This is a genomic window from Exiguobacterium sp. s124, from assembly GCF_018617485.1.
In the GTDB taxonomy this organism is placed as follows: Bacteria; Bacillota; Bacilli; order Exiguobacteriales; family Exiguobacteriaceae; genus Exiguobacterium; species Exiguobacterium aestuarii.
The window spans coordinates 1,692,580-1,714,204 of sequence record NZ_JACSKH010000001.1; the positions used below are offsets into that span (position 1 = coordinate 1,692,580).

25 protein-coding genes are annotated in these 21,625 nt (G+C 46.0%); 6 read left to right on the forward strand and 19 right to left on the reverse strand.

Features of this window, described 5'->3' with window-relative positions:
* Positions 1-12: 12 nt before the first annotated feature.
* From KNO85_RS08835 to KNO85_RS08865, 7 genes are all read right to left on the reverse strand, one after another.
* Complete coding sequence (locus KNO85_RS08835; protein ID WP_214789155.1) at positions 13-1,275, reverse strand: PTS ascorbate transporter subunit IIC; 1,263 nt, start codon at positions 1,273-1,275, stop codon at positions 13-15.
* Positions 1,276-1,306: 31 nt separating this feature from the next.
* On the reverse strand, positions 1,307-1,573 hold the full coding sequence (locus tag KNO85_RS08840) for a PTS sugar transporter subunit IIB (RefSeq protein WP_214739852.1): 267 nt from the start codon (positions 1,571-1,573) through the stop codon (positions 1,307-1,309).
* The gene (locus KNO85_RS08845) at positions 1,570-3,594 is read right to left on the reverse strand and encodes a BglG family transcription antiterminator (protein ID WP_214789158.1); all 2,025 of its coding nucleotides are present in this window, start codon (positions 3,592-3,594) and stop codon (positions 1,570-1,572) included. The genes KNO85_RS08840 and KNO85_RS08845 overlap by 4 nt, the downstream gene beginning before the upstream one ends.
* 160 nt (positions 3,595-3,754) lie before the next feature.
* Positions 3,755-3,946, reverse strand: coding sequence for a hypothetical protein (locus KNO85_RS08850; RefSeq protein WP_214789161.1), 192 nt, complete (start codon positions 3,944-3,946; stop codon positions 3,755-3,757).
* Positions 3,939-4,475, reverse strand: coding sequence for a hypothetical protein (locus KNO85_RS08855; protein WP_214789164.1), 537 nt, complete (start codon positions 4,473-4,475; stop codon positions 3,939-3,941). Before KNO85_RS08855 ends, KNO85_RS08850 begins: the two co-directional genes overlap by 8 nt.
* The gene (locus KNO85_RS08860) at positions 4,472-5,059 is read right to left on the reverse strand and encodes a phosphatase PAP2 family protein (RefSeq protein WP_214789167.1); all 588 of its coding nucleotides are present in this window, start codon (positions 5,057-5,059) and stop codon (positions 4,472-4,474) included. The genes KNO85_RS08855 and KNO85_RS08860 overlap by 4 nt, the downstream gene beginning before the upstream one ends.
* Positions 5,059-5,604 (reverse strand): phosphatidylglycerophosphatase A family protein, encoded by a 546-nt coding sequence (locus KNO85_RS08865; protein WP_015881233.1) that lies wholly within the window; start codon positions 5,602-5,604, stop codon positions 5,059-5,061. Before KNO85_RS08865 ends, KNO85_RS08860 begins: the two co-directional genes overlap by 1 nt.
* 175 nt (positions 5,605-5,779) lie before the next feature.
* Here KNO85_RS08865 and KNO85_RS08870 point away from each other — a divergent pair, with 175 nt between their 5' ends.
* Entirely contained in the window at positions 5,780-6,289 is a 510-nt protein-coding gene (locus KNO85_RS08870) for a YjcG family protein (RefSeq protein WP_214789170.1), read from the forward strand.
* Between the two features lie 2 nt (positions 6,290-6,291).
* Here the strand turns inward: KNO85_RS08870 and KNO85_RS08875 are convergent, their stop codons facing one another.
* Together KNO85_RS08875 and fabI are read right to left on the reverse strand one after the other, a co-directional pair.
* A complete protein-coding gene (locus tag KNO85_RS08875; RefSeq protein ID WP_074035057.1) occupies positions 6,292-6,480 on the reverse strand; it encodes a hypothetical protein in 189 nt (62 codons plus the stop codon).
* An 83-nt stretch (positions 6,481-6,563) separates the two neighbouring features.
* Complete coding sequence (gene fabI, locus KNO85_RS08880; RefSeq protein WP_214695521.1) at positions 6,564-7,337, reverse strand: enoyl-ACP reductase FabI; 774 nt, start codon at positions 7,335-7,337, stop codon at positions 6,564-6,566.
* Positions 7,338-7,486: 149 nt separating this feature from the next.
* On the opposite strand from fabI, the gene KNO85_RS08885 reads away from it, so the two are divergent.
* The gene (locus KNO85_RS08885) at positions 7,487-8,653 is read left to right on the forward strand and encodes an FtsW/RodA/SpoVE family cell cycle protein (RefSeq protein WP_214789173.1); all 1,167 of its coding nucleotides are present in this window, start codon (positions 7,487-7,489) and stop codon (positions 8,651-8,653) included.
* Between the two features lie 41 nt (positions 8,654-8,694).
* Here KNO85_RS08885 and KNO85_RS08890 read toward each other — a convergent pair whose 3' ends face one another.
* Genes KNO85_RS08890 through yjbM form a run of 3 tightly spaced genes read right to left on the reverse strand, consistent with a single transcriptional unit; the run spans position 8,695 to position 11,016 of the window.
* Entirely contained in the window at positions 8,695-9,558 is an 864-nt protein-coding gene (locus KNO85_RS08890) for an RluA family pseudouridine synthase (RefSeq protein ID WP_214789176.1), read from the reverse strand.
* Positions 9,559-9,561: 3 nt separating this feature from the next.
* Complete coding sequence (locus tag KNO85_RS08895) at positions 9,562-10,359, reverse strand: NAD kinase (protein WP_214789179.1); 798 nt, start codon at positions 10,357-10,359, stop codon at positions 9,562-9,564.
* A gap of 12 nt (positions 10,360-10,371) precedes the next feature.
* Positions 10,372-11,016, reverse strand: a complete 645-nt coding sequence (gene yjbM, locus KNO85_RS08900) for a GTP diphosphokinase (RefSeq protein WP_214789182.1) — start codon at positions 11,014-11,016, stop codon at positions 10,372-10,374.
* Positions 11,017-11,125: 109 nt separating this feature from the next.
* Between yjbM and KNO85_RS08905 the strand changes: the two genes are divergently transcribed.
* Positions 11,126-11,707, forward strand: coding sequence for a CYTH domain-containing protein (locus KNO85_RS08905; RefSeq protein WP_214789185.1), 582 nt, complete (start codon positions 11,126-11,128; stop codon positions 11,705-11,707).
* Between the two features lie 86 nt (positions 11,708-11,793).
* A complete protein-coding gene (locus KNO85_RS08910; RefSeq protein ID WP_214789188.1) occupies positions 11,794-12,567 on the forward strand; it encodes a DsbA family protein in 774 nt (257 codons plus the stop codon).
* Positions 12,568-12,771: 204 nt separating this feature from the next.
* Here KNO85_RS08910 and pepF read toward each other — a convergent pair whose 3' ends face one another.
* The 3 genes from pepF to cls are packed head-to-tail and all read right to left on the reverse strand — an operon-like array spanning position 12,772 to position 17,177.
* Complete coding sequence (gene pepF / locus KNO85_RS08915; RefSeq protein ID WP_214789191.1) at positions 12,772-14,574, reverse strand: oligoendopeptidase F; 1,803 nt, start codon at positions 14,572-14,574, stop codon at positions 12,772-12,774.
* The gene (locus KNO85_RS08920) at positions 14,559-15,653 is read right to left on the reverse strand and encodes a competence protein CoiA (RefSeq protein WP_214789194.1); all 1,095 of its coding nucleotides are present in this window, start codon (positions 15,651-15,653) and stop codon (positions 14,559-14,561) included. Before KNO85_RS08920 ends, pepF begins: the two co-directional genes overlap by 16 nt.
* A 12-nt stretch (positions 15,654-15,665) precedes the next feature.
* Positions 15,666-17,177, reverse strand: coding sequence for a cardiolipin synthase (gene cls / locus KNO85_RS08925; RefSeq protein ID WP_214789197.1), 1,512 nt, complete (start codon positions 17,175-17,177; stop codon positions 15,666-15,668).
* Between the two features lie 83 nt (positions 17,178-17,260).
* On the opposite strand from cls, the gene KNO85_RS08930 reads away from it, so the two are divergent.
* Positions 17,261-17,986: an SDR family NAD(P)-dependent oxidoreductase gene (locus KNO85_RS08930; protein ID WP_214789200.1), complete on the forward strand. Its 726-nt coding sequence runs from the start codon at positions 17,261-17,263 to the stop codon at positions 17,984-17,986.
* A 38-nt stretch (positions 17,987-18,024) separates the two neighbouring features.
* Here KNO85_RS08930 and KNO85_RS08935 read toward each other — a convergent pair whose 3' ends face one another.
* The 4 genes from KNO85_RS08935 to KNO85_RS08950 all read right to left on the reverse strand — a co-directional run bounded on the left by KNO85_RS08935 (position 18,025) and on the right by KNO85_RS08950 (position 20,862).
* The gene (locus KNO85_RS08935; protein WP_214789203.1) at positions 18,025-19,257 is read right to left on the reverse strand and encodes a DUF2254 domain-containing protein; all 1,233 of its coding nucleotides are present in this window, start codon (positions 19,255-19,257) and stop codon (positions 18,025-18,027) included.
* A 64-nt stretch (positions 19,258-19,321) separates the two neighbouring features.
* A complete protein-coding gene (mecA, locus tag KNO85_RS08940; RefSeq protein ID WP_214789206.1) occupies positions 19,322-19,978 on the reverse strand; it encodes an adaptor protein MecA in 657 nt (218 codons plus the stop codon).
* 171 nt (positions 19,979-20,149) lie between these two features.
* Complete coding sequence (gene spxA / locus KNO85_RS08945) at positions 20,150-20,548, reverse strand: transcriptional regulator SpxA (protein ID WP_015881217.1); 399 nt, start codon at positions 20,546-20,548, stop codon at positions 20,150-20,152.
* A 176-nt stretch (positions 20,549-20,724) separates the two neighbouring features.
* The gene (locus tag KNO85_RS08950) at positions 20,725-20,862 is read right to left on the reverse strand and encodes a hypothetical protein (RefSeq protein ID WP_015881216.1); all 138 of its coding nucleotides are present in this window, start codon (positions 20,860-20,862) and stop codon (positions 20,725-20,727) included.
* 221 nt (positions 20,863-21,083) lie between these two features.
* On the opposite strand from KNO85_RS08950, the gene KNO85_RS08955 reads away from it, so the two are divergent.
* A complete protein-coding gene (locus tag KNO85_RS08955) occupies positions 21,084-21,617 on the forward strand; it encodes an HD domain-containing protein (protein WP_074035089.1) in 534 nt (177 codons plus the stop codon).
* The last annotated feature ends 8 nt before the right edge of the window (positions 21,618-21,625 follow it).

Consider the following 21,625-nt stretch of genomic DNA (forward strand, 5'->3'; position numbering starts at 1 on the left):
TCATTTTCTATATTATGAGAATAATGAAACAAGCCAACTGACCAAAATACCAACAAGGGCAAAGTCAGAGTCCCCGAATGTCGTACTCTCAAATCCGAGATTCCCCAAGAGTGGCAAGAGGAGAGCCGGTAAGAAACTGATTAATACACCGTTTGCAATCGATCCAAGAATCGCTCCGCGACGTCCACCGGTAGCATTCCCGAATACCCCTGCCGTCGCCCCTGTAAAGAAGTGTGGGACAAGGCCTGGTACAATGACAGCCAGACCGAATAACGGAAGAAGAAACATCGAGAATAGCCCAGCTGCAAAACTCGCTAAAAATCCGATGATGACCGCATTCGGCGCAAACGGGAAGACGGTCGGACAATCTAGCGCAGGTTTTGCGTTCGGTACCATCTTGTCGGCAATCCCTTTGAAGGCCGGTACAATTTCTGCAATCAACATCCGTACACCAGCAAGGACGATATATACCCCTGCAGCAAAGGTGATCGCTTGAATGATAGAGAAGACGATGTAGTTTGATCCATCTGACAATTCCGTTTCAACAAATGCTGGTCCGGCAAAGATAGCTACCACCACAAATAACAGGGTCATCGTCAACGAAACGGCAACGGATGTGTCCCGTAGAAACCCAAGTTGTTTTGGTACTTGAATTTGCTCCGTCGAGTGCTCCTTGTTTCCGGCATATTTCCCAATCGTTCCAGATATAAAGTAACCGAGTGAACCAAAGTGTCCGACTGCAAAATCGTCTGACCCCGTAATTTGACGAACGAACGGTTGAAGAAGAGCAGGGAACAAGACCATGCATAATCCGAGCAATACCGATCCGATGATGATCAAGAGCGTACCTTCGAGACCAGAGACGGAAAGAATGGCTGCGAGTAAACTCGCCATGAATAACGTATGGTGACCCGTCAAGAAGATGTATTTAAATGGTGTGATGCGAGCCAAAACGATATTCATAACCATCCCGAACACCATGATCATTGCTGTTTCAACACCGAATGCATCTTGTGCAACTGCAACAATCGCTTCATTGTTTGGGATGACGCCACGAATACTGAACGCCTCGTCGAACATTTGTCCGAAAATGTCGAGGGCCGCAATGATCACACCGGCCCCCGCTCCAATAATCACGAACCCCATGATTGTCTTCAGCGTACCAGAGACGATGGAAGCAATGTCTTTTTTCTGTAAAACGAGCCCGATTAATGCGAACAATCCGACCAGTATGGCAGGTGTCCCCAATATATCTCGCATAATCAAATCAAGCATAAGCGCTCCCCCTTTACGATTTATTTATTCTTTATACTTTGCCTTCAAGTTTAGATTTGATTTCTTCAATATTCATGACATTCTCAAGGGCGACAATTTCTTTCGCACCATCATCTAGTGTCCCGATGATATCTTGTGCCCCAAGGTAAATATCAGCAGGTTCAGTTCGTGCTGTTGCAATATCCGTATGAGAGACATCTGCCTCTTTCCCCATTTGTTCGAGCGCTTTCTTCACGTTCAACTCCATAATGAAGCTTGACCCTAATCCGTTCCCACATACTACTAAAATCTTTTTCATTTTTCTTCCTCCTCTGAATAACGATTGAGTATCTCAACAATCTCTTCGACGTTGTCTGCCCCTAATACGAGTGACACGTCTTGTTCATTCCCTAACAGTTCAGTCAACTGCGCAAGCGCTTTCAAGTGAGTCGTTTGATCGATAGCCGCTAGCACAAAAAATGCACGGACTGGTTTATCTCCCGGAAAAAAGACCGGTTCTGTAAGTTTCAACACGCTCATCCCAAGTTGATTCACACCATCCTCAGGTCGCGCATGTGGGATAGCAATTTGTGGCATGAGGACGATATACGGACCATGCTCCACGACGTTCTCAATCATCGTTTCCACGTAGCGTGTTTCGATCGTCCCGTTCTGGACAAGTGGTTCGGCCGCGAGACGAATGGACTCCTGCCAATTCGACACATGATCGCGAAGTTGAATTTCATTTTTTGTTACGAGTTGATTTAGCACGGGTTGTCCCCCTTTCCATTCATCTTTCGTCGCTTCATCTTGTAGTAAATGATTCAATTCTTTTCTCAATTGTGATTCTTGATGGACTGTCGCATATTTCTTCACCACTTCGAGAATGTCGGACACTTCTAATCGAGCAATTCCTCCAGTGGCGATAAAACGTTGATGGATTTGTCGCTTCAAGGCGAGTTGCTCGAGTCTCGTTGGAAGGGTCGGTACGAGGGTCACATGCGCCTGCTGCTGAACGGCTAAAGGCAATGGGACCGTAGTGAAAATCAAATCGACAAGCGGCGCATACTCTAACACGTCACGTTGTGAAATCGGTGGTAAGAATACAAAGTCCGGAAATTGATTTTTCAAAATATGGTCGAGCATATGCGACACACTAATCCCGCTCGGACATACGACAATCGCCTTCATTTTTTCATCAAGGTGCTGTCCTTGTTGATGAAGGTGAGCTGCGAAGTGCAACGTGAAATACATGACTTCCGTTTTCGGAAGATCGGCTTGAATTTGTTGTCGAATCGGATCGAGTGAACGATCGACGATCACATTCAAAACCCGGTGCTCTTTCAAGACATACCTTTCTAACTCTTCTGGCGGCATGACTTCCGTATGAACACGCTTCAGTGTCGCTTTGGCGTGAAGAACTAATTTTTCACATAATGCTTCCCGTTCAATGACCCGCGTACAACTCAATCCCTCGAATCGCTCAATCACCTGAATCATCGTGGCGGCAAGATTCTGTTGGACCGTTTCATCCATCTCTTCCGACACTTTCGGTCCACTTTGGATGAGCATCATCAACATATCCCACAGTTGCGGGACATCTTGAAAATGCGCTCGAACTGATTGTTCTACTTTTTCCGTCAACCAAGAGTCCTCATCTCGAACAAATGATTCTGGAGACAACTTGGAACCAACGAGAAGAAAATACGCCATTTTTTCGCGGTGACTTTCCACAAATTGAAACTGTTTGAGCGCCTCAAACTGTTCAATCTGACGGACACGCTTCCTAAACTCCTCTTGCCATTCATCGAAGCATAGGTCGAGTAATTGTGAGGACGTCGACTTATCAAGCAATTGTTCAATCGTTCGATAAACGTATAAAGTGACCGTTTGGAAATGACCGTTGAATCGATACCCTTCTTTTCTCGTATAGGAGAAGTCGAGACCGAATCGTGCGGCCTTTTTCTTGATCGCATTTAAACTTTCTTGAACGGTGTACTTGGACACATCCAACAAATGCTGAAAGTGGAAGCTTGAAAGAAACTCAACTTGTGTCATGGCATAAAGTGTAATCACAAGCTCACGTTCTTCTTCTGACCAAACTAATTCCGCACGTTCCACTTGATCGATTAACGCTTCTGTCACCGTCAATTCAATTTTAGTTCCATCCACTTTCATATTGGATAAACCATGGTAACTGAGCCATTCTTGAATGCGCTCAAGCTCATATTCAACCGTTCGACGAGAATATGGAAGCATCATCGTTAACGTATCGACGGTCATCTGCTTTTCGTGTAAGATGACATTTAACATTCGTTTACTTTTTTCATTCAATTGCATGGTAGAGGCCTCCTACACCTGTAGTATAAAACGAATCGGGACAAAAAATGTAAGCGGTTACGACAGACTTTTCGTAGACACCTCCACAAACTTCTGTCTCTACAAGAAAATACAAAAAAGAGACGACCGAATCGTTCAAATTCGTTCGTCTCTTTTTCAGTTATGAAGTCGGTACGACCGGATTACGGCGATAAATCGTGATCCCGCCGTGCTTGGCTTCTCCTACAACTTGAAAGAGCCAACCTTTCTCAATCAGCATGGTCCGAACGGATAAAAAGTCTTTCCGTGGTACTTTCACTTCATCTTGTTGTTCGTCAAATAATTGTTGAAACGTATGTTCCCAATCAGTCATGTCCATTCTCCTTACGTGCGTCTTCTTCTCGAATCCATTCGAACAGTCGGCGTCCTGAATCCAATCGATCGGTCGCATCCCATAACTCGTTCGGGACGCCGGGAACGCCATCAATTGTCTCTTCTCCTGCAAACACAACACGGTTATTCGTCACCTGTTCAATATAGTTGAGCGCAAACGTTAGGATTGACGCTTCCGATACATGTCCACTTTCCTGTAAGGCGAGTTCATACGATTCATCTCGTTGGTTGTTCACGAGTAACGTGCGCCCCCTGTCGAGTAACGCCAACGGAGGCACGGCATCGACGTGGAATACCTCATACGAGCGATAAGTCTCTTCATCATAAGGTAACAGTGGGACGAATTGGCGTTGACCCGTCCATTTCTTCAGTTGGAACAAAATTTTCATCGAAGTGAACCATGTGGCCCCTTCTATATTCTTTTCCACCAAAATCGTAGGCACCGACGCTTCATCCGCTTCTCTCTTTTGAACAAATAACCACTTCTCTACATCTACAACGACGATCAAACTGTTTTCCTCCTTATAACCCATTCAGACAAGGCAATCATGGTCAGCGCGACGAGCCAGCCACCAATCACGTCACTAAAATAATGGACGTTCAAGACGACTCGACTGAGCGATACTGCAAGGACGAGACAGATCAGTACGAAGATGGCGAATGTTGACTGCCCCTTTCGATACAGCACATAAGCCGTCAATCCATATAACGCAAGCGATCCAGATGCATGACCGCTCGGAAAGCTATACGTTGTCGCATCGAGCGATGCATCGATGAGCGGGCGATCAATCCCATAGACGAGCTTTAGCACTTGTGTGAAAAGGAGCGTCCCAATCCCTACGAGCGCGAGTCGCCATGCCTCGACGCGATCACCGCGCCAGAACCAAAACAATAAACCTAAAATCGATAGCCCGACAATGACCTGCGCGCTCCCTAACTCCGTGACGTATGCAAACACACGATCCGGTAGCGGTTGTAACAACTCATATACGAACGTATTCATGGGACCGACTGCTCCCAAAACGACAAACACCGACACGATCACATATGCGATCGTCCCGGCGATGACCACCTGCATGGGTGTATATTTCATTAATACAACCCTTTTCGTTCACGCATCTCTTCTTCTCCGAAGTCGACCATATCTCGAAGACGGTGTGCCAATCGTCCAGACGCGTTCGCTGCAATCGCACCGACAAGGTCGTCCATGAACGTATGCACTTGACCGTCGTCCATTTTCGTATCGAGCTGCTTGATGATGCCGATTTTCGCCTTGTCTAAGTACCCGAACGTCGTGACGGCGATCGAACCATATGTGTTAACGGCACCGATGGCAATCGTTTCGTCCACTCCAAATAGACCTTCGTCAGATGCGATGATAGATAAGAGTGGTTCAGACAGTTGGCCCTTCTCCGCCAACATATCGAGTTCCGATCCGACGAGAATAGCATGTTGCAATTCTCGTTTGTCGAGAACCGCCTCAACGGAATCCATACAATCTTTTAAGGAAAGATGCGGCGAGTAAGGGGCTTGCATCTGATAGACAATTTCTGCAATCGATTCAATCGTGACGCCGCGCTCGAGCAGGCGGGCACGCGCTGCTTCTCGGACATCTCGTGAGTGTGGTACGTGTTTCATAATAGGCGCAGGATTGAAATCCCGCTTCACATCCCTTCGTTCAGAGAGTCATCGCCTCTCTAGTTAATATAACCATTATACTGAAAAATCGAAAAAAGACGAACCCTGCTTTGACTTCCCTCATTAAATCGGTCATCATAAACATGTAGGTTAAACGATTAAAGGGGGAAGAGGAATGAAGATTGGGGTAGTCTTATTTCCGTCTAAACAAGTGCAAGATTTTGCGAACTCTTATCGAAAACGTTATGACACTAAATATGCGTTGATTTCACCTCACGTGACCATCAAGGAGCGGACAGAGGTGGCAGAAGAAGACTTGCCAAAAGTACTCGAGTACTTGCAACAAGTTGCGGATTCGACTAAACCGATTCAGTTAAAAGTCGATGGCGTCCGCTCTTTTGCGCCGACGAACAACGTGCTGTATTTGAAAGTGTTACCGACACGCGAACTGTCTGCTTTGCAGCAGCGACTACATGAAGACGTGCTCAGTCAGTCTCCAAAATATGAGTTCTTGCCACATATTACAATCGGTCAAGATTTGACCGATGCCGAACTGTTCGACGTCCTCGAACGGATGCGTATGGAGCAAGTCCATTTTGAAGAGACGATCACTCGGATGGCTGTCATGTACGAACTCGAAAATGAAACATGGAACGTCTATGAGACGTTCCGTTTCCGAGGCTAATCTTATATGCTCCGGTCGACAAAGCGACCGGGGTTTTTTTCTTGCTCTTCTTCTAACCATTCTTCTCGTCGAGGTCGGATTCGCTGAACGCGTTTGATACGCGTCACCGGTTCGATGCTCGCTCGACCTGACGGCTGGACTTGCCGGTTGACGTATTGAACGACAGTAAAGTCAATCTGATAAGGACCCATGATCTGACCTCCTTCATAAGTCCTTACCCGATTCAACGGCTACATAATACAAAAATGGCGCATCACTGCGCCATTCCCCAAACTTATAAAATATGATACCCGCTATCGACGTGAATGACTTCACCCGTGACGCCGCTTCCCATTCCCGAGAGAAGGAAAAGTCCAGTTGACGCAACTTCTTCTGCAGAGACGTTTCGACGTAACGGCGCTTTTTGTTCAAGCTCAGAAAGGATACTGTTGAAGTCGCCTACCCCTTTAGCCGACAATGTACGAATCGGACCAGCCGAGATTGCATTGACACGAACGCCATGCGGACCGTACTCATTTGCCAAGTACTTGACGCTAGAGTCAAGCGCTGCTTTTGCGACACCCATCAAGTTATAGTTCGGAACGACGCGCTCCCCACCGAGGTATGTTAACGTGATCACCGAGGCATCTGATGCGAAGTAAGGTTTCGCCGCTTTCACGACTGCCGTCAAACTATACGCAGAGATGTCTAACGCCTGCGCGAATTGTCCACGTGTCATTTCCGAGAACTCGCCGCGCAATGCTTCTTTATCTGCGAATGCGATTGAATGGGCAATCCCTTGAATTTCGCCCGCTTGTTCATGGATGGAACGGAACGTCGTTTCAATCGCTTCATCATTTGTGACGTCACACTCGAGCAAAATCGCTTCTTGCTTCAACTCGCTCGCAAGCGATTCGAGACTTGATTTGAATCGTTCTGCTGCATACGTTAATACGAGCTTCGCTCCCGCCTCATCGAGCGTTTTAGCAATCGCCCATGCGATGGAACGCTTGTTGGCAATCCCCATGACGACATACGTTTTATTCGTTAATGTTGGAAAAATTGACATCATAAACTCCCCTTTTTAGTACCTGGTGATAATATCTGTTATCAGATTACAGAAAGGTTTCTGTTTTGTCAACCGGCTCGTTTCGTATTGCGATTTTTTTAAGTTGCGGTAAGATAAAATACGTATAGAAAGGGTGACTCGACTCCATTATGAACCGCATTCAATCATATTTCAAAAGTATAGACACCACGTTATTGACCATCGTCTTCTTATTGATGATCATCAGCCTCGGTGCAATCTATACGGCACAACCGATGTTGCCGACCCGACTTCAACATATCAACTTCGCTCTCGAGCAAGGCATTCGATACGTCATCGGCTTTTTCGCGATGTTTGCCATCATGACAATCGAATATGAGCAACTTCGAAAAATCCATTGGTACTTATATGCATTTGGTCTTCTCTTGCTCGTAGGACTCATTCCTCTCCGCGACACAACACTCGTTCCGAACATCAACGGAGCGTATGGTTGGTATAACGTACCGGGATTCAGTTTTCAGCCGGCAGAGTTCATGAAATTGTTCCTTTTGATTTCGATGTCGACGATTGTATATGACCACAATAAGCGATACGGCTCATCTCAACTCGACACATGGCTCTTGGTCAAATTGGTATTAGTCGCCATTCCACCACTTGGGCTGATCGTGACGCAACCGGACTTAGGAACAGGACTCGTCTTGATCACGATGCTCGGCGCGATTATCATCGTCTCCGGTATCGGCTGGAAGTGGTTGCTCGGCCTCTTCAGCGCCGCCGCTTTGACCATCGGGACGTTCATGTATCTGTTCTTCTCCCATTTTGAAGTGTTGCAGGCTATCGTACCAGGACACGCCCTCAACCGATTCCAGGCATGGATCTATCCATATGAATACTCGGATGACTTGGCGTTCCAGTTAATCAAATCATTACAAGCGATCGGGTCTGGGCAGATGTTTGGGGCAGGATATGGACAAGGACTCGTCTACCTACCAGAATCACAGACAGACTTCATCTTCGCCGTCATCGCCGAGCATTACGGCTTCATCGGCGCAGCACTTGTGATCATCGTCTTTTTCTTGTTCCTCTATCGCATGATTCACATCGCACTTGAATCAAGCAGCGCATTCGGAAGCTATATCGTTACCGGCGTCATCGCTATGTTCACATTCCAAGTGTTCCAAAACATCGGGATGACAATCGGGGTCTTGCCGATCACGGGACTCACCCTCCCATTCGTCAGTTATGGAGGGACAGGGATCATCATGAACATGATCGCCATCGGTCTCGTCATGAACGTTGCCTCTAAATCAAAAACCTATATGTTTGATGACGATTGACAAAATCCCCTCAAGGTTACGAAAAACCTCGAGGGGATTTTTTACATAGATTGAAAATCCTGCGGAATCGGTGCTTCGATGATCACTTCTTCCCCTGTCATCGGATGAATAAAGCGCGCTGACGCGCTGTGGAGGGCGTGACGTGACAACCGAGCCGCTCCCCCATACATCGAGTCCCCGATTAGCGGATGACCGATATGGCGCAAATGAACACGGATTTGATGCGTGCGTCCTGTCTCAAGTCGAATCGTCAATAAAGAGTCACTCCCGAATGGCTGACACGCGACGATATGTGTGACGGCGCGCTGTCCGTCTCTTGTCACGACTCGTTCCATAATCGAATTCTCGGCGCGTCCAATCGGTGCATCGATTGTTTGGATAGGAACTTCGCCTTCAACGAGCGCCACATAAGAGCGTGTGAGCGCATTCGTTTTCTGAAGCTCGCTAAATCGATGGTGAATGAATCCATACTTTGCAAACAGGACGACACCGCTCGTATCGCGATCGAGTCGATTGATCACATGGATCGCAGATGCCAGACCGATTCGATAATAGTAACCGAGTACGGCGTTTGCGAGTGTATCGGTCGGATGTAGTCGTGATGGAATCGTGGCGATTCCTGCCGGTTTATCGACCGCCAACACCGTATCATCTTCATACAAAATGCGGATTGGTCTGTCTGAGGCGACCATGTCTGTTGAAGGGGATTCGGGTGGGAAACGTACCGTCACTTCATCCCCTGGCTCGAGAACGTGCCGAACGGTGCGATGTATTCCATTCACCTCGATTTCACCTTCATGCTTTACGAGCGTAAGCATCTTTCGGGATATCCCGAGGTCCTGCATTAAAAAGTCGCGCAGTGGAATCGACTTCTCCACAACGCGACGCATCATAAATCCTTGCATCTGTTACTTTCCTTCCTCAATGAACGATTCGCGTACACGGCGCCAAAATGGGAACGGGCGGAAACGGGCGAATGTCACTTTTTCTTTTGCGACCGCGCATCGGATCGACACGACGTCTGACCAAGATAACGCTTCTTGATGGTCGAACGCCAATTCGAATTCCGTTTTCGTGTGCGGCTTAATTTTCACTTGATGATGTTTCGGCAATAGGAGCGGCGCCCCAATCGTCCGATAAACCAAGTTATTGATGGAGGCCATCTCTGTCACTTGAATCGCCTCAATCGATGGGTGAACGATTGCACCACCGAGCGCTTTGTTATAGGCGGTCGAACCTGATGGGGTCGAGATACATAGCCCGTCTCCACGAAACGTTTCAAAATAATCGTCGCGAATCGACAAATCACAGACGAGCGTCCGCTTATAATTTTTAATCGTACAGTCATTCATCGCCAGTTGACGATCGGTCTTTCCGTTCTCATAGTCGATCAGTACCTCGACGAGCGGATAAGAGACCGGTTCGAACGACTCACTCGTAATCATTTCCGTCAGTTCATCCAACTCATCCGGTTGCCAGTCCGCATAAAATCCAAGATGTCCGGTATGAATGCCGACGAGAAGTGTTTCATCGAGTCGGTCAATATATTTATGGAACGCCTGCAACATCGTCCCGTCCCCACCGACTGATACCACGATTCGTGGTTCTTCCGATAACGTGTGCCCCGCGGCTTCAAGTTTTTCAGTCAGATCTTGGGCGATTTCCGCTGATCGCGTATCTCCCCTCGATACAATCGCAAACTGCATATCGATTTCCCCCTAGTCCTCGTCCGTTTTCACATTCATCTCTTTATCCCGAAACACTTGCTGTGCGTCTTGAATCTCGACACGAAGTTGACTCATCTCTGCATCAAGAAGAAAGGCCGCCTCAGCCGCACGTCTCAATCGTTCTTGTACTTCAAGAGGCATATCGCCATCGTATTTATAATTTAAAGAATGCTCGATCGTTGCCCAAAAGTTCATCGCAAGGGTACGAATTTGCACTTCGACGAGTGTCGGAATCTCCCCATGAATCGTCTGGACCGGATATTCGATAATGACGTGATACGATCGATAGCCAGAATCTTTTTGATGCGTAATATAATTACGTTCTTCCACTATTTTAAAATCTGTCCGACGATGAAGCAAATCCAAGACGTGAACGATATCATCGACAAACTGACACATGATTCGTAATCCAGCAATATCTTGCATATCGGTCGCCAGTTCATGATCAGCGATATTCTTTCGCTTTGCCTTCTCGAGGATACTCCCGACTGGCTTCACACGACCTGTGACAAATTCAATCGGAGAATGGTCATTTTGCGACTTGAATTGCTTACGAATGGCTTTTAACTTCACTTTCAACTCGTCTACCGCGATTTGATACGGTACTAAAAACTGATCCCAGTTCACTGATTGCATACGCTGTCACCACTTTCGTTCTTTTCCGGAAAAAACGCGTCCTTTCCGTATGTATCCGTTTGTATGGTATCATAAACGAACAATTGTTCATAGAATGGAGCGATGATTTATGACCCAAGAAGTGGAAATTGAATTCAAATCAATGTTGACGAAAGATGAGTATGAAAAGCTGATTCGAGCTTACAAACTAGAAGATCAAGTACGCTGGCAAGCGAACGATTATTTTGATACGCCGTCTTTTCAGTTAAAAAAGAATGGCGCAGCTCTTCGCATCCGTGAGAAAAAACAAGGTCAAGTGTTGACGCTGAAACAACCGAACGAAATCGGATTGCTTGAGACGCATGCCAAAATCACGGAAGAAGAAGCAGAAGACTTGTTCAAATACGGAATCGTTCACGATGACCAAATGAAGCAAGCTCTTGCTCCATTCAAATTAAATGCCGCACTCGAACACCTCGGGCGCCTCGAGACGAATCGAGCCGAATATCAAACAGAGGACGGTCTACTCGTTTTAGATGAAAGCCATTATTTGGAGACGACCGACTATGAAATAGAATTTGAGGTCGCGAATGAAGAAGCAGGTCAGCGCGCATTCGAAAGACTGCTAGCAGAGCACGGTCTCCCGTACCGTCCCGCCAAAAATAAAATCGTACGATTCATGGAATTAAAAATGAGTCGGTCTGAAGGTTGAGCAGATACATTGCCAACCTTTTTTTTTCGTTGCTACAATGAGTTTACAAAGTTAAATGAGTTTTTTGCCGAGAGGAGGCGACACAAATGGAACTTGAACAATGTAATGGGTCATCCTGTTCACTGGAAGAAACTCCTATTCAAGTAACGTATAAGCCATTGGAGTTATTCTATTTCATGGACATCTCGAGTCCTGAAAATTTTCACGTGATGACACTGATCAAAAAGTTAGAGATTGAATACGGACATGTGATTCGTTTCCGAATGGTCTCTACCGTTCCTAGCTGTGTTGGCGGATGTCAGGAAGAAGTTCGCCTTCTCACTATGATCAAAGCGCTAGAATTACAAGGGAAACGTCATGCGATGCGTTTTTTACGTCATTTGCATGTGAACGATTTATTCTCTAGTAAACAATTTGGCTCCATCGATTTATGGGAAATCGCACGTTCTTTCGAAGAGTACGGTCTTGATTTGAGTGAACTCGAAGCCGATCTTCAATCGAACCAGCTCTTGAATGCTTTAGCAGTCGATCATCAAGTGTTGAAAGATTGGGAGATTGAGTCATTGCCCGCCCTCACCTTCGTGACGCGCGATGAAGCATTGAAGATTGAAGGGGTTTATCCGTACGATGTCTATCAATCAGTCATGACCGAGTTGCTAGGTTATGCACCGAGTCGCTCGACTGACTGGGATGTAGCGAAAGTATTGGCTCGATATGACGCCTCTACCATTACCGAACTATCGTATATTCTAGACTTAGATAAAGCTGTGATTGAACGCGAACTGAAGAAGCTTTCTTTGCAACAACGCTGCCGTCCTGTACCTGGATGTAGTGGTGAAGCATGGGCGCAAACGAAATAAAAAAGAACCCCACGGCCGGGGAGCCGTGGGGTTTTTGACGTCTCAAGCGGGGACAAGAGCCGTCTTACCTTGAGGCCCGGGGAAGGCCTACAAGATGGGAGAAAGTTTACGGTCAATAAAGGGGTTTGTGATTGATTTCACACTTATAATATACCGAGTCCCACTTCATCTGACAACTAGTTTGTATACATTGTCACATATTGTTCACGAGAACAATAATGATTCCATTTCGTTGAGCACTGCTTCGAACTGATCAAGCGCCTTGAGTACCGGTTCTTTCGTCGTCATATCGACACCAGCCGCTTTCAACACTTCGATTGAATAGTCACTTGATCCAGCCTTGAGGAAGTTATCGATGTAGCGACGAACAGCTGGCTCTCCCTCTTCCATAATTTGTTGCGACAACGCTGCCGATGCAGAAATACCTGTCGCATATTGATAGACATAGTAGTTGTAATAGAAATGAGGGATTCGCGCCCATTCGTATGAAATCTCTTCATCGATGACAATCTCGTCTCCGAAGTAACGTTTGTTCAATTCCAAATACGTCTCATTCAAGTATTCTGGAGTGAGTGAGACGCCTTCTTGCGCAGCCTGATGGATCATATGTTCAAACTCAGCGAACATCGTTTGACGGAACAACGTCCCACGGAACGTTTCAAGTTGATTGTTCAACAAGTAGAGACGCTCTTCTTTTGCCGTTCGTGTTTTCAATAGATGGTCGTTCAATAGAGCCTCGTTCGTCGTCGATGCGACTTCTGCCACAAAGATTGAATAGTCACCATACGGATACGGCTGTGACGTACGCGTATAATGGCTATGCACGGAGTGACCGAACTCGTGCGCGAGTGTGAACAAGTTGTTGACGTTGTCCTGCCAGTTCATGAGAATGAACGGTTGTGTATCGTATGCTCCTGATGAATAAGCACCGCTGCGTTTGCCACGTGTCTCGCGAACGTCGACCCAACGTGAGTCGAGCCCGTCTTTCACGATTTGAACATACTCTTCACCAAGAGGTGCCAAACCATCAACCATCAATTGTTTCGCTTCCTCATATGACACCTTCATCTCAACATCTTTCACGAGCGGTGTATATAAATCATACATGTGCAACTCATCTAACCCGAGCGCACGCTTACGAAGTGCGACATAACGATGCAACAAGTCAAGACGCTCGTTCACTGCCTCGACTAGTCCGTCATATACAGACTCCGGAATCGCATTATGGTGAAGTGCTGCCTGTCTTGCACTCTCAAACTTACGAACAGACGCATAGAAGTTATCTTTTTTCACACTACCTGAGAGCGTAGAGGCAAACGTGTTCAAATATTGCCCATACGTCCCGTACATCGCTTTAAAGGCGTTCTCACGGACACTTCGATCACTTGATTCGAGGAACGTGATGTAACGACCGTGCGTCAACTCGACCTCTTCCCCTTTTTCATTCTTCACTTTTGGGAATTTCAAATCCGCGTTGTTGAGCATACCGAACGTCGAACTCGATTGACCGAGCACGTCTCCGGCCTGTGCAAGAATCGCTTCTTCCGCTTCCGTCAACACGTGTGGACGTTCTTGCGCCAACTCATCGAACGCATGACGATAAACGCGGAGCGACTCGTGCTGCTCCATAAAGGCTTCAATTTGGGCTTCATCGATTGAGAGAAGCTCTGGCGTCATGAACGCGAGTTGAGCTGAAATTTGCGAGGCGAGTGAGCCCGCACGGTCATTTAGCGCCTGATAATGACTGTTCGCCGTATCTTCGTCATAACGCATGTGTGCGTATGTATACAGCTTATGTAATTTACGAGAAAGCTCATCGCGGAGTTGTAATGCTTCGTATAACGTTTCTGCCGATTCTCCGAGCTTCCCTTTAAAACCGATTAAAGCAGGTACTTGCTCTTTCAACGCTTGAAAATCCGCTTCCCAAGCTTCGTCATTACTGTAGATCGTCTCTAAGTTCCACGTCTCTTCAACTGGAACTTGTTGTCGTGTCAATACTTCCGACATACGTTCACTCCCTTTTCTGATTGGCTAGCCGATTGTAACATCAATCGCTGAAGTCCTTGAAACAATCGTGTATCGTGACGTCTCGCTTCTTCATATGTGGTCGGAAGCGGCCATGACCTGACATCACACGATAAACGACATGCATTCAAGAGTTGTTTCCATTGTACATGAAATGACTGGGAAAAGTCGCTTGTCGGTGTCACTCCAAACTGACGGCACGTCTTTTGAATACTCCACTCTACCGAATCATTCGGTGACTCGCGTCGATTTAAATAAAGAACGGTCTGAAACTCAATCGGATGGATGTGTACTCCCCAAAGCGACGTGAGCGGAAGATAGCAGGCTGTTGGTAACAATGCGGGAATCAACCCCAAAGGATATAGACGATTCAAAATGAGACGACGATTGGTTGGAGACGGATAAAGTGGCGACATCCGCTTTCTTCGAATCATCTCCGTCCATTCCAGCGCATTGAACCGATAATAGGCTTCATAAGGTGACGTGTTCACTGACGACGAGATTTCCCAGTTTCCGATGCCATATTTGATTGAAATCGGAAATCCATTGAAACGCAACAGATTCCCACCCCTCACTGTCAACAACCGATGTCGCTGAAAGAGTTCGAGGCGCATCCATGGTTGAAACGATTGGTTCATTCTTAAATCGAGTCCACTCGCGAGCCAAATCACATCGAGACCAGCTCGTATATAATCGTTCGTTCGCGCGACGTACTCTTCCGATTGCAAGGGGGATGCTTGAATCTCGAATACGGTTTTGTTCCCATCCACGTCTGTAAGAACGTCAGCCCGACGATTCCCAATCGTCACCTCTTGTTCGACCGGATATCCTCTTTCTTGAAGCCACTGGCACACTGCCCATTTATCTTGATGGTGTTTGACGGATTCCGCTCTCCCACACGTATGGATATGGGCAAAATGCAGCCGTCGTTTCGCTCCTTGCTTCAAAATCAGCATTTCCTGACATGTCGGACATCGAAAAGGAGCAAGTTGCTCCGCCTGCATTCGATTGAGCGTAAAGGAATCAACGATGTTTCCTTCTCGACCGATCGCAAACCGCATCTTGCTCCCCCCTTATAGTAGTGGTGAAAACATTCTGGCTAATGATTCTACGAGTTTTATAAAGAATGAGCGCTTCGCGAACTCTTCTAACACGAGTTCGTGAGACCCTTCAAAATCATGATACAAGTCTTGTTTCAATTGATGGACCGAGTTCGTGTTGTACAGAAGCGCATTCACTTCGAAATTTAAGTGGAAGCTACGAAAGTCCATGTTCGCCGTCCCGATCGTAGCAAGCCCATCATCGACGACGATGACTTTTGAATGCATGAATCCTTCCTCATATAAATAAATCTTCACTCCAGCCAATAACAGCTCTTCATAATAAGATCGACTCGCATAAAATACAATTTTGTGGTCCGGGTAACTCGGTAAGACGATACGAACATCGATGCCTGATAGTGACGCCGTCTTTAACGCACTCATAATGTCTTCATCCGGAATCAAATACGGGGAGGAAATATAGACGGACTTTTTCGCCGCATTAATTAACGAGAAATAAATCGATTTCATCGTCTCATACGGTTCATCTGGTCCGCTGGCAACGATTTGGACACCGCCGCTCGCACTCCTTACCGTTTCGAGCGGTTCTAAATAGAACGGGGTGAACAGCCGCTCCCCAGTCATGTAATACCAATCTTGTAAAAAAATCAGTTGTAACTCCGATACTCCTTCTCCTCTGACATAGAGATGGGTGTCACGCCAAAACCCAAATTTAGAGTGTTCGCCCAAGTACTCATCCCCTACGTTCAAGCCTCCAGTGAACGCCTCGGTCCCATCGATGACGACAATCTTACGATGGTTTCGGTAATTCGTCTTACTCGACACGAGCGGAAGGACGACCGGAAAGAACGCCTGCACCTGGACACCAGCTTGTTTCATTTCTTCAAAGAACGTACTACTCGTATGGATGGAACCGACCGCATCATATAAAAATCGAACTTCTACCCCTTTTTTGGCTTTCTCGATTAAAATGCGCTGAATTTCCCGAGAAATACGATCTTCCCTAAAGATGTAATACTCTAAGTGGATATGCCTTGTCGCCCCTTTCAGGGCTGGTAACAGCTTCGAGAATTTTTCACGACCGTTCGTCAAAACCTGCGTATACGTATTCGAAGAGACCGGCAGTTGGTTCAATGATGAGGTGAGATGCATCAATTTCTCATAATCATCATGCGCAAACATGAGTGACGGGGATAACGTCATTGCTTTTTGCCGATAAGCCAAGTATGTCTCTTCATCGAGCATCGCTTTCTCTTTAAACATCCGCTTACGACGATAGTTCTGACCGAACACAAAGTAAGCGAACAGCCCGACGACAGGAAAACCGATCATGACAATCGCCCAAATCAACGTCCGTTGCGGATTTCGATTTTCAAGCAAAATCACAAGTAAAATACTGAACGTTGTCAAAAAAACGAGAATCGAGAAGAGCCCGATCACTTGTGAGCTCCAGTAATACGATAATATCGCAATGAGTCCTGCGAGCAAAATAAGGGAAAAGAGTACTTGTATGCGTCGCAACATATTATAACCTGACCTCGTTTCTGTCATGTATTATCATTAATTATACATCGTAACGCCAATTTTTTGAGGGGAGCGAATAAATTATGGGGACTTTTCTAATTACAGGTGCGACAAGTGGGATTGGGCGCGCCGTAGCATTGCGGTTAACCGAACATGGCCATCCTGTCATCGGGATTGGTCGTGACGAGACGAGAGGGGCTTCTCTCGAATCAGATTCGAACGGATTGGCCACGTTCATCCGATGTGATCTCCATTCAAACGAAGACATCGACCATCTTTTTGTTCACCTAAAAGAGCAAGGTGTGACGTTACATGGTCTCTTCAACAATGCAGCAACATTCGGCAGACCCGGTACACCGGAGCGTCTAACGCACGATGCTTACACTGAAGTGTTTGACGTCAACCTCTATGCATTGAATACGGTGACGCAACGAGCCATTCCTTTGTTTGACCAAGGAGCCAGCGTCGTCAACAATGCCGCAATCGTCGGGCACGTCAAGTTTCCACCTATGCTCGCTCATTATGCCGCCTCCAAGGCCGCAGTGGTCGCCTTAACGAAAACGTTCGCCCATCGGATGAAAGGAAAAGTCCGATTCAACGCCGTCTGTTTCGGTCCAGTCGATACGCCGCTTAGTCATAAGCTATATGGAGGAGAAGCAAAGTTTAAAGAGGCGATGTCTCATCATTTCCGGGGACATGCTGCCTCGCCTGAAGAAATAGCTCCGGTCGTCGAGTTTTTATTAACCGACGCCTCATCCTATATTAACGGACAAGCCATCACGGTCGATGGCGGCTATACCCTCTCTTGAAAAGAGACCACCTCTTCTTCTGAAAAGGTGGTCTCCTGTCATGTCGCCATCTTTTTCGCGCGACCGATTTTATTACGTAAATAGTTCTGTTCTTTTGTATGAAGACTCTCCCAATCGATCACATCTTCAAAGTAATCAATCATCTCTTCAAACGTCGAATCTAACGTCTCATGCGCCTGAAGACGCGCCATTCGAATCGCCTCAAATACGGAACCCATCACAAAGATATCTTTACTGGCGTAAGTCTGCATCGGCGATAATGATTCAAAAAGAATCGTCTCAAGCGTTTTTCGCTTCACATGCCAATCGGACTTCCCGTTCGAATATAGAAAATCACCATCCGGCAGTTCACAGAGCTCTCGTAAAATGTCCCCGATGTAGTGAATCGCATGGATCGCGGTATTCGGGTCATTAATTCCTGGAGAAATACCACGCAGCGCAATCTCACTTAATTTTTCAATCGCAAATGATGGATCTTGCATCGAAGAACGGACTTCTCCAATCTCAAACAAGTCGATGTCCGGCGCGTCCTCACCTTTCCAGAATCCGAGTAAATCACCTTTAGCGACGAAATCTCCAACGGCAACGATGGACTCGAAGTCCGTTTCATGATCCCCTTGCTTTTCTCTTAAAAATAAGCGAACATAACCCGTTTGCGGTGCCCGTAACGCTTGGCCTTCGAAGGAATGAACAGAACGTGGTAGTACGAGATTCACGTCATCTGACTCGATTGCGTCTTTTTGCTCACTAATCACCGATAACGCTTCTTTATGTAACGCGGATAACAAACGTTCTGCCTGAATCGAGACACTGATTGTCTGAATGAACTTGACGAACGCCCAAATCGAACCAATGACCAAGAGTACACTGATCCCTGAAGATAATACGACACCATCATCTGCCGTTCGGACGAGGAATAAATTCGAAATCCCATAAACGGTCGTCATAATAAAGAGACCAAGCGTGTGCTTAGCCGATGTATTCGTCAAAAAGTTATTGATCGTCCGTGGAGAAAATTGAGAAGAATATGTCGTCAACACGACGAGGATTGTGGAAAAACTGAACGTCATCATCGTCATGAGACTCGTAAACGTCGAAGACAATACGGACGCCGCAGAGTCTAGGTCTAGATAAATAAAGTCCGGCAATAAATCTCGGAAAAATTCACCGAACAGTTGTGTTAACGCCGTTAACACAATCCCTCCCATCCCGTATAGAAACGGGACAAACCATGCACTATCATTGAGTAATAATCGAATTCGTCTCACCATACCAACACCTCTTTGCCATTGATTTGAAAAACATCGCCTGTCCGACTGAACAGGCGATGTTTTATTAGAAATAGTGACGTACTTTTGCAAACACGTTGCCTTCGAGAATGAGTTTACCATACTCTTCAAGCATCGGTTGTGTCTGTGTACTGAAAGTTAAATATTCTGCTAAAAGACTGAGTGCATTCTCTTCGTCTTCCGGCTCCATTTCATCCGGGAAATCAATCCACAAGTAGTAGCGGTCTTGATAATGATATAGTTTCAAATCAAGATCACTGAACGTGTCACCTGCACGTTTACTCAGTGAAATGATTGCCTCGAAATCATTCGTTTCCATCGCAAGTGGCGCCCAAGCATCTGCCTCAGCTTCAAGTTCATCCAACTCACTCAATTGGTCGAGTACCGATTGTTGATCCCGTGCTTCATCAATCGCAGAGCGAAGAAGCGAACCGAGTTCTGAATCATCATCCGTGTCCATCACATTTTTAGCGATTGTCACGGTCACTTCTAGACCTTTCTCAAAAGCTTGGACCTGAATCCACAGTGGACCATCAAACGAGATGTCTTCACGTTCGTGAGCCTCGTCCATCATTTGCCAGAACAGCTGCTCGCCTCGTTCCCGGTTGTACCATATTTCATCACGTGCGAAACCACGTTTCTCGATATCCACATATGTGATGAAAAATTTAACGGTATTGTCATTGATGCGCTCAATTTTCACGATTGTCCACTCCCTTCTCACCTCACTCCCAATTCACATAAGGAGGAGAGGGGAAATTATCTTTTTATAGTTGTACCCTTTTTGACATCGTTCAATCTAGATGACGGGTTATAACTTTATTTTATAGGAAATAATCAATAATAAAAAGCACACTGCTTAAACAGTATGCTTTCATTCATTCACAAGTCGTTGTGCTTCCTGTAATTGGAAAGTTCGAACTTTCCGTGGCAGGAATCGACGAATCTCATCTTCGTTGTATCCGACTTGTAGTCGTTTTTCATCAATCAAAATCGGACGACGTAGTAAGCCCGGATATTCTTGAATCAAATCATACAGCTGTTGAAGCGATAACGCATCAACGGATACGTCGATTTTAGAGAAGACTTTTGAACGGGTTGAAATAATTTCATCTGTTCCATCTTCCGTCATACGTAAAATTTGTTTAATCTCATTAAGTGAGAGCGGTTCTGAAAATATGTTTCGTTCTGTAAACGGGATATCGTGTTCTTCGAGCCAAGCCCGTGCCTTCCGGCAAGATGTACAGCTTGGAGACGTATAAAGTGTGACCATTTTTCTTCCTCCCTGATCGAGTATGCGTCCATCTTTTAAGTGACTCTATTTGTATACCCAAATTCGCATCCACTTAATTATAATAATTCTTAATTATTAAAACTTCAATGATATTCTTTATCATTCAGATAAGAAAAGAGGGCGCATTCGTTGAATGCGACCTTGAATGACCCATCTCAAGATGCCGGGATTCGAGACACTGGTTGAGACACCGTCTCTTTCCCTGGCTTGACTTGTAAGTCTTTCAACTTCTTCTTCAAAACTTCTTTCAAAAGTCGTTTTTTCTCTCGAAGAACTTTGTCACGTTCTTTCATGGCCTCTCACCCCCGTACAGCGTAAGCAACCGACCGAGCATTACCGATTCTGAAAATCTTGAACTTGCACTAATCTACAATTAAATTATAGCACATTTGTTTGTGAAATGTGAATCATTCTTGCGAATTCATCGTTTCTTTACATAGGTATCATTTGCATTACATTAAAAAAACCTGTATAGTTTATAGAAATAACCTTTTTATATATAAGGAGGAGAGCGATGATGAGAATCACACTAGAAACGATTATGGGACATCCGGTTACCCAAAAATATTTGACTCGATCAGGCTTAAAGCATGCGGTTGATGTATGCGAACGCGCTCTCGAAATGGCAACGAAACGTGGTCTCGATACAGATCTAGCGACGAAAGCTGCGCTTCTTCATGATATCGGTCACTATGAGTGGTATACAGAAGGCAAATGGAATTATGATTTATATCGCCAGAACGACATTCATGCGATTAAAGGTGCGGAACGGGCACACAAGTTATTGATTCGTCTCGGGGAAGACCCTGCCCGTGCCAAAGAAATCTCTGTCATGATTCTTCTACACACCGACTCTTATTTACCACCAAGTCGAATTCAACGAACACCGCTCCAACAACTCGTCCATGACGCGGATACGTTCGTGGAGCAACCAGGTGGTCTTCACCACTATGAGACAATGGAAATCGAGGATGCGTTAGCTCGTGTCCGTCAAATCGACGCCATTGTGGAACGTCTCTCGAACTTGCCACGTATTTCAAACGGATAATCAATCAC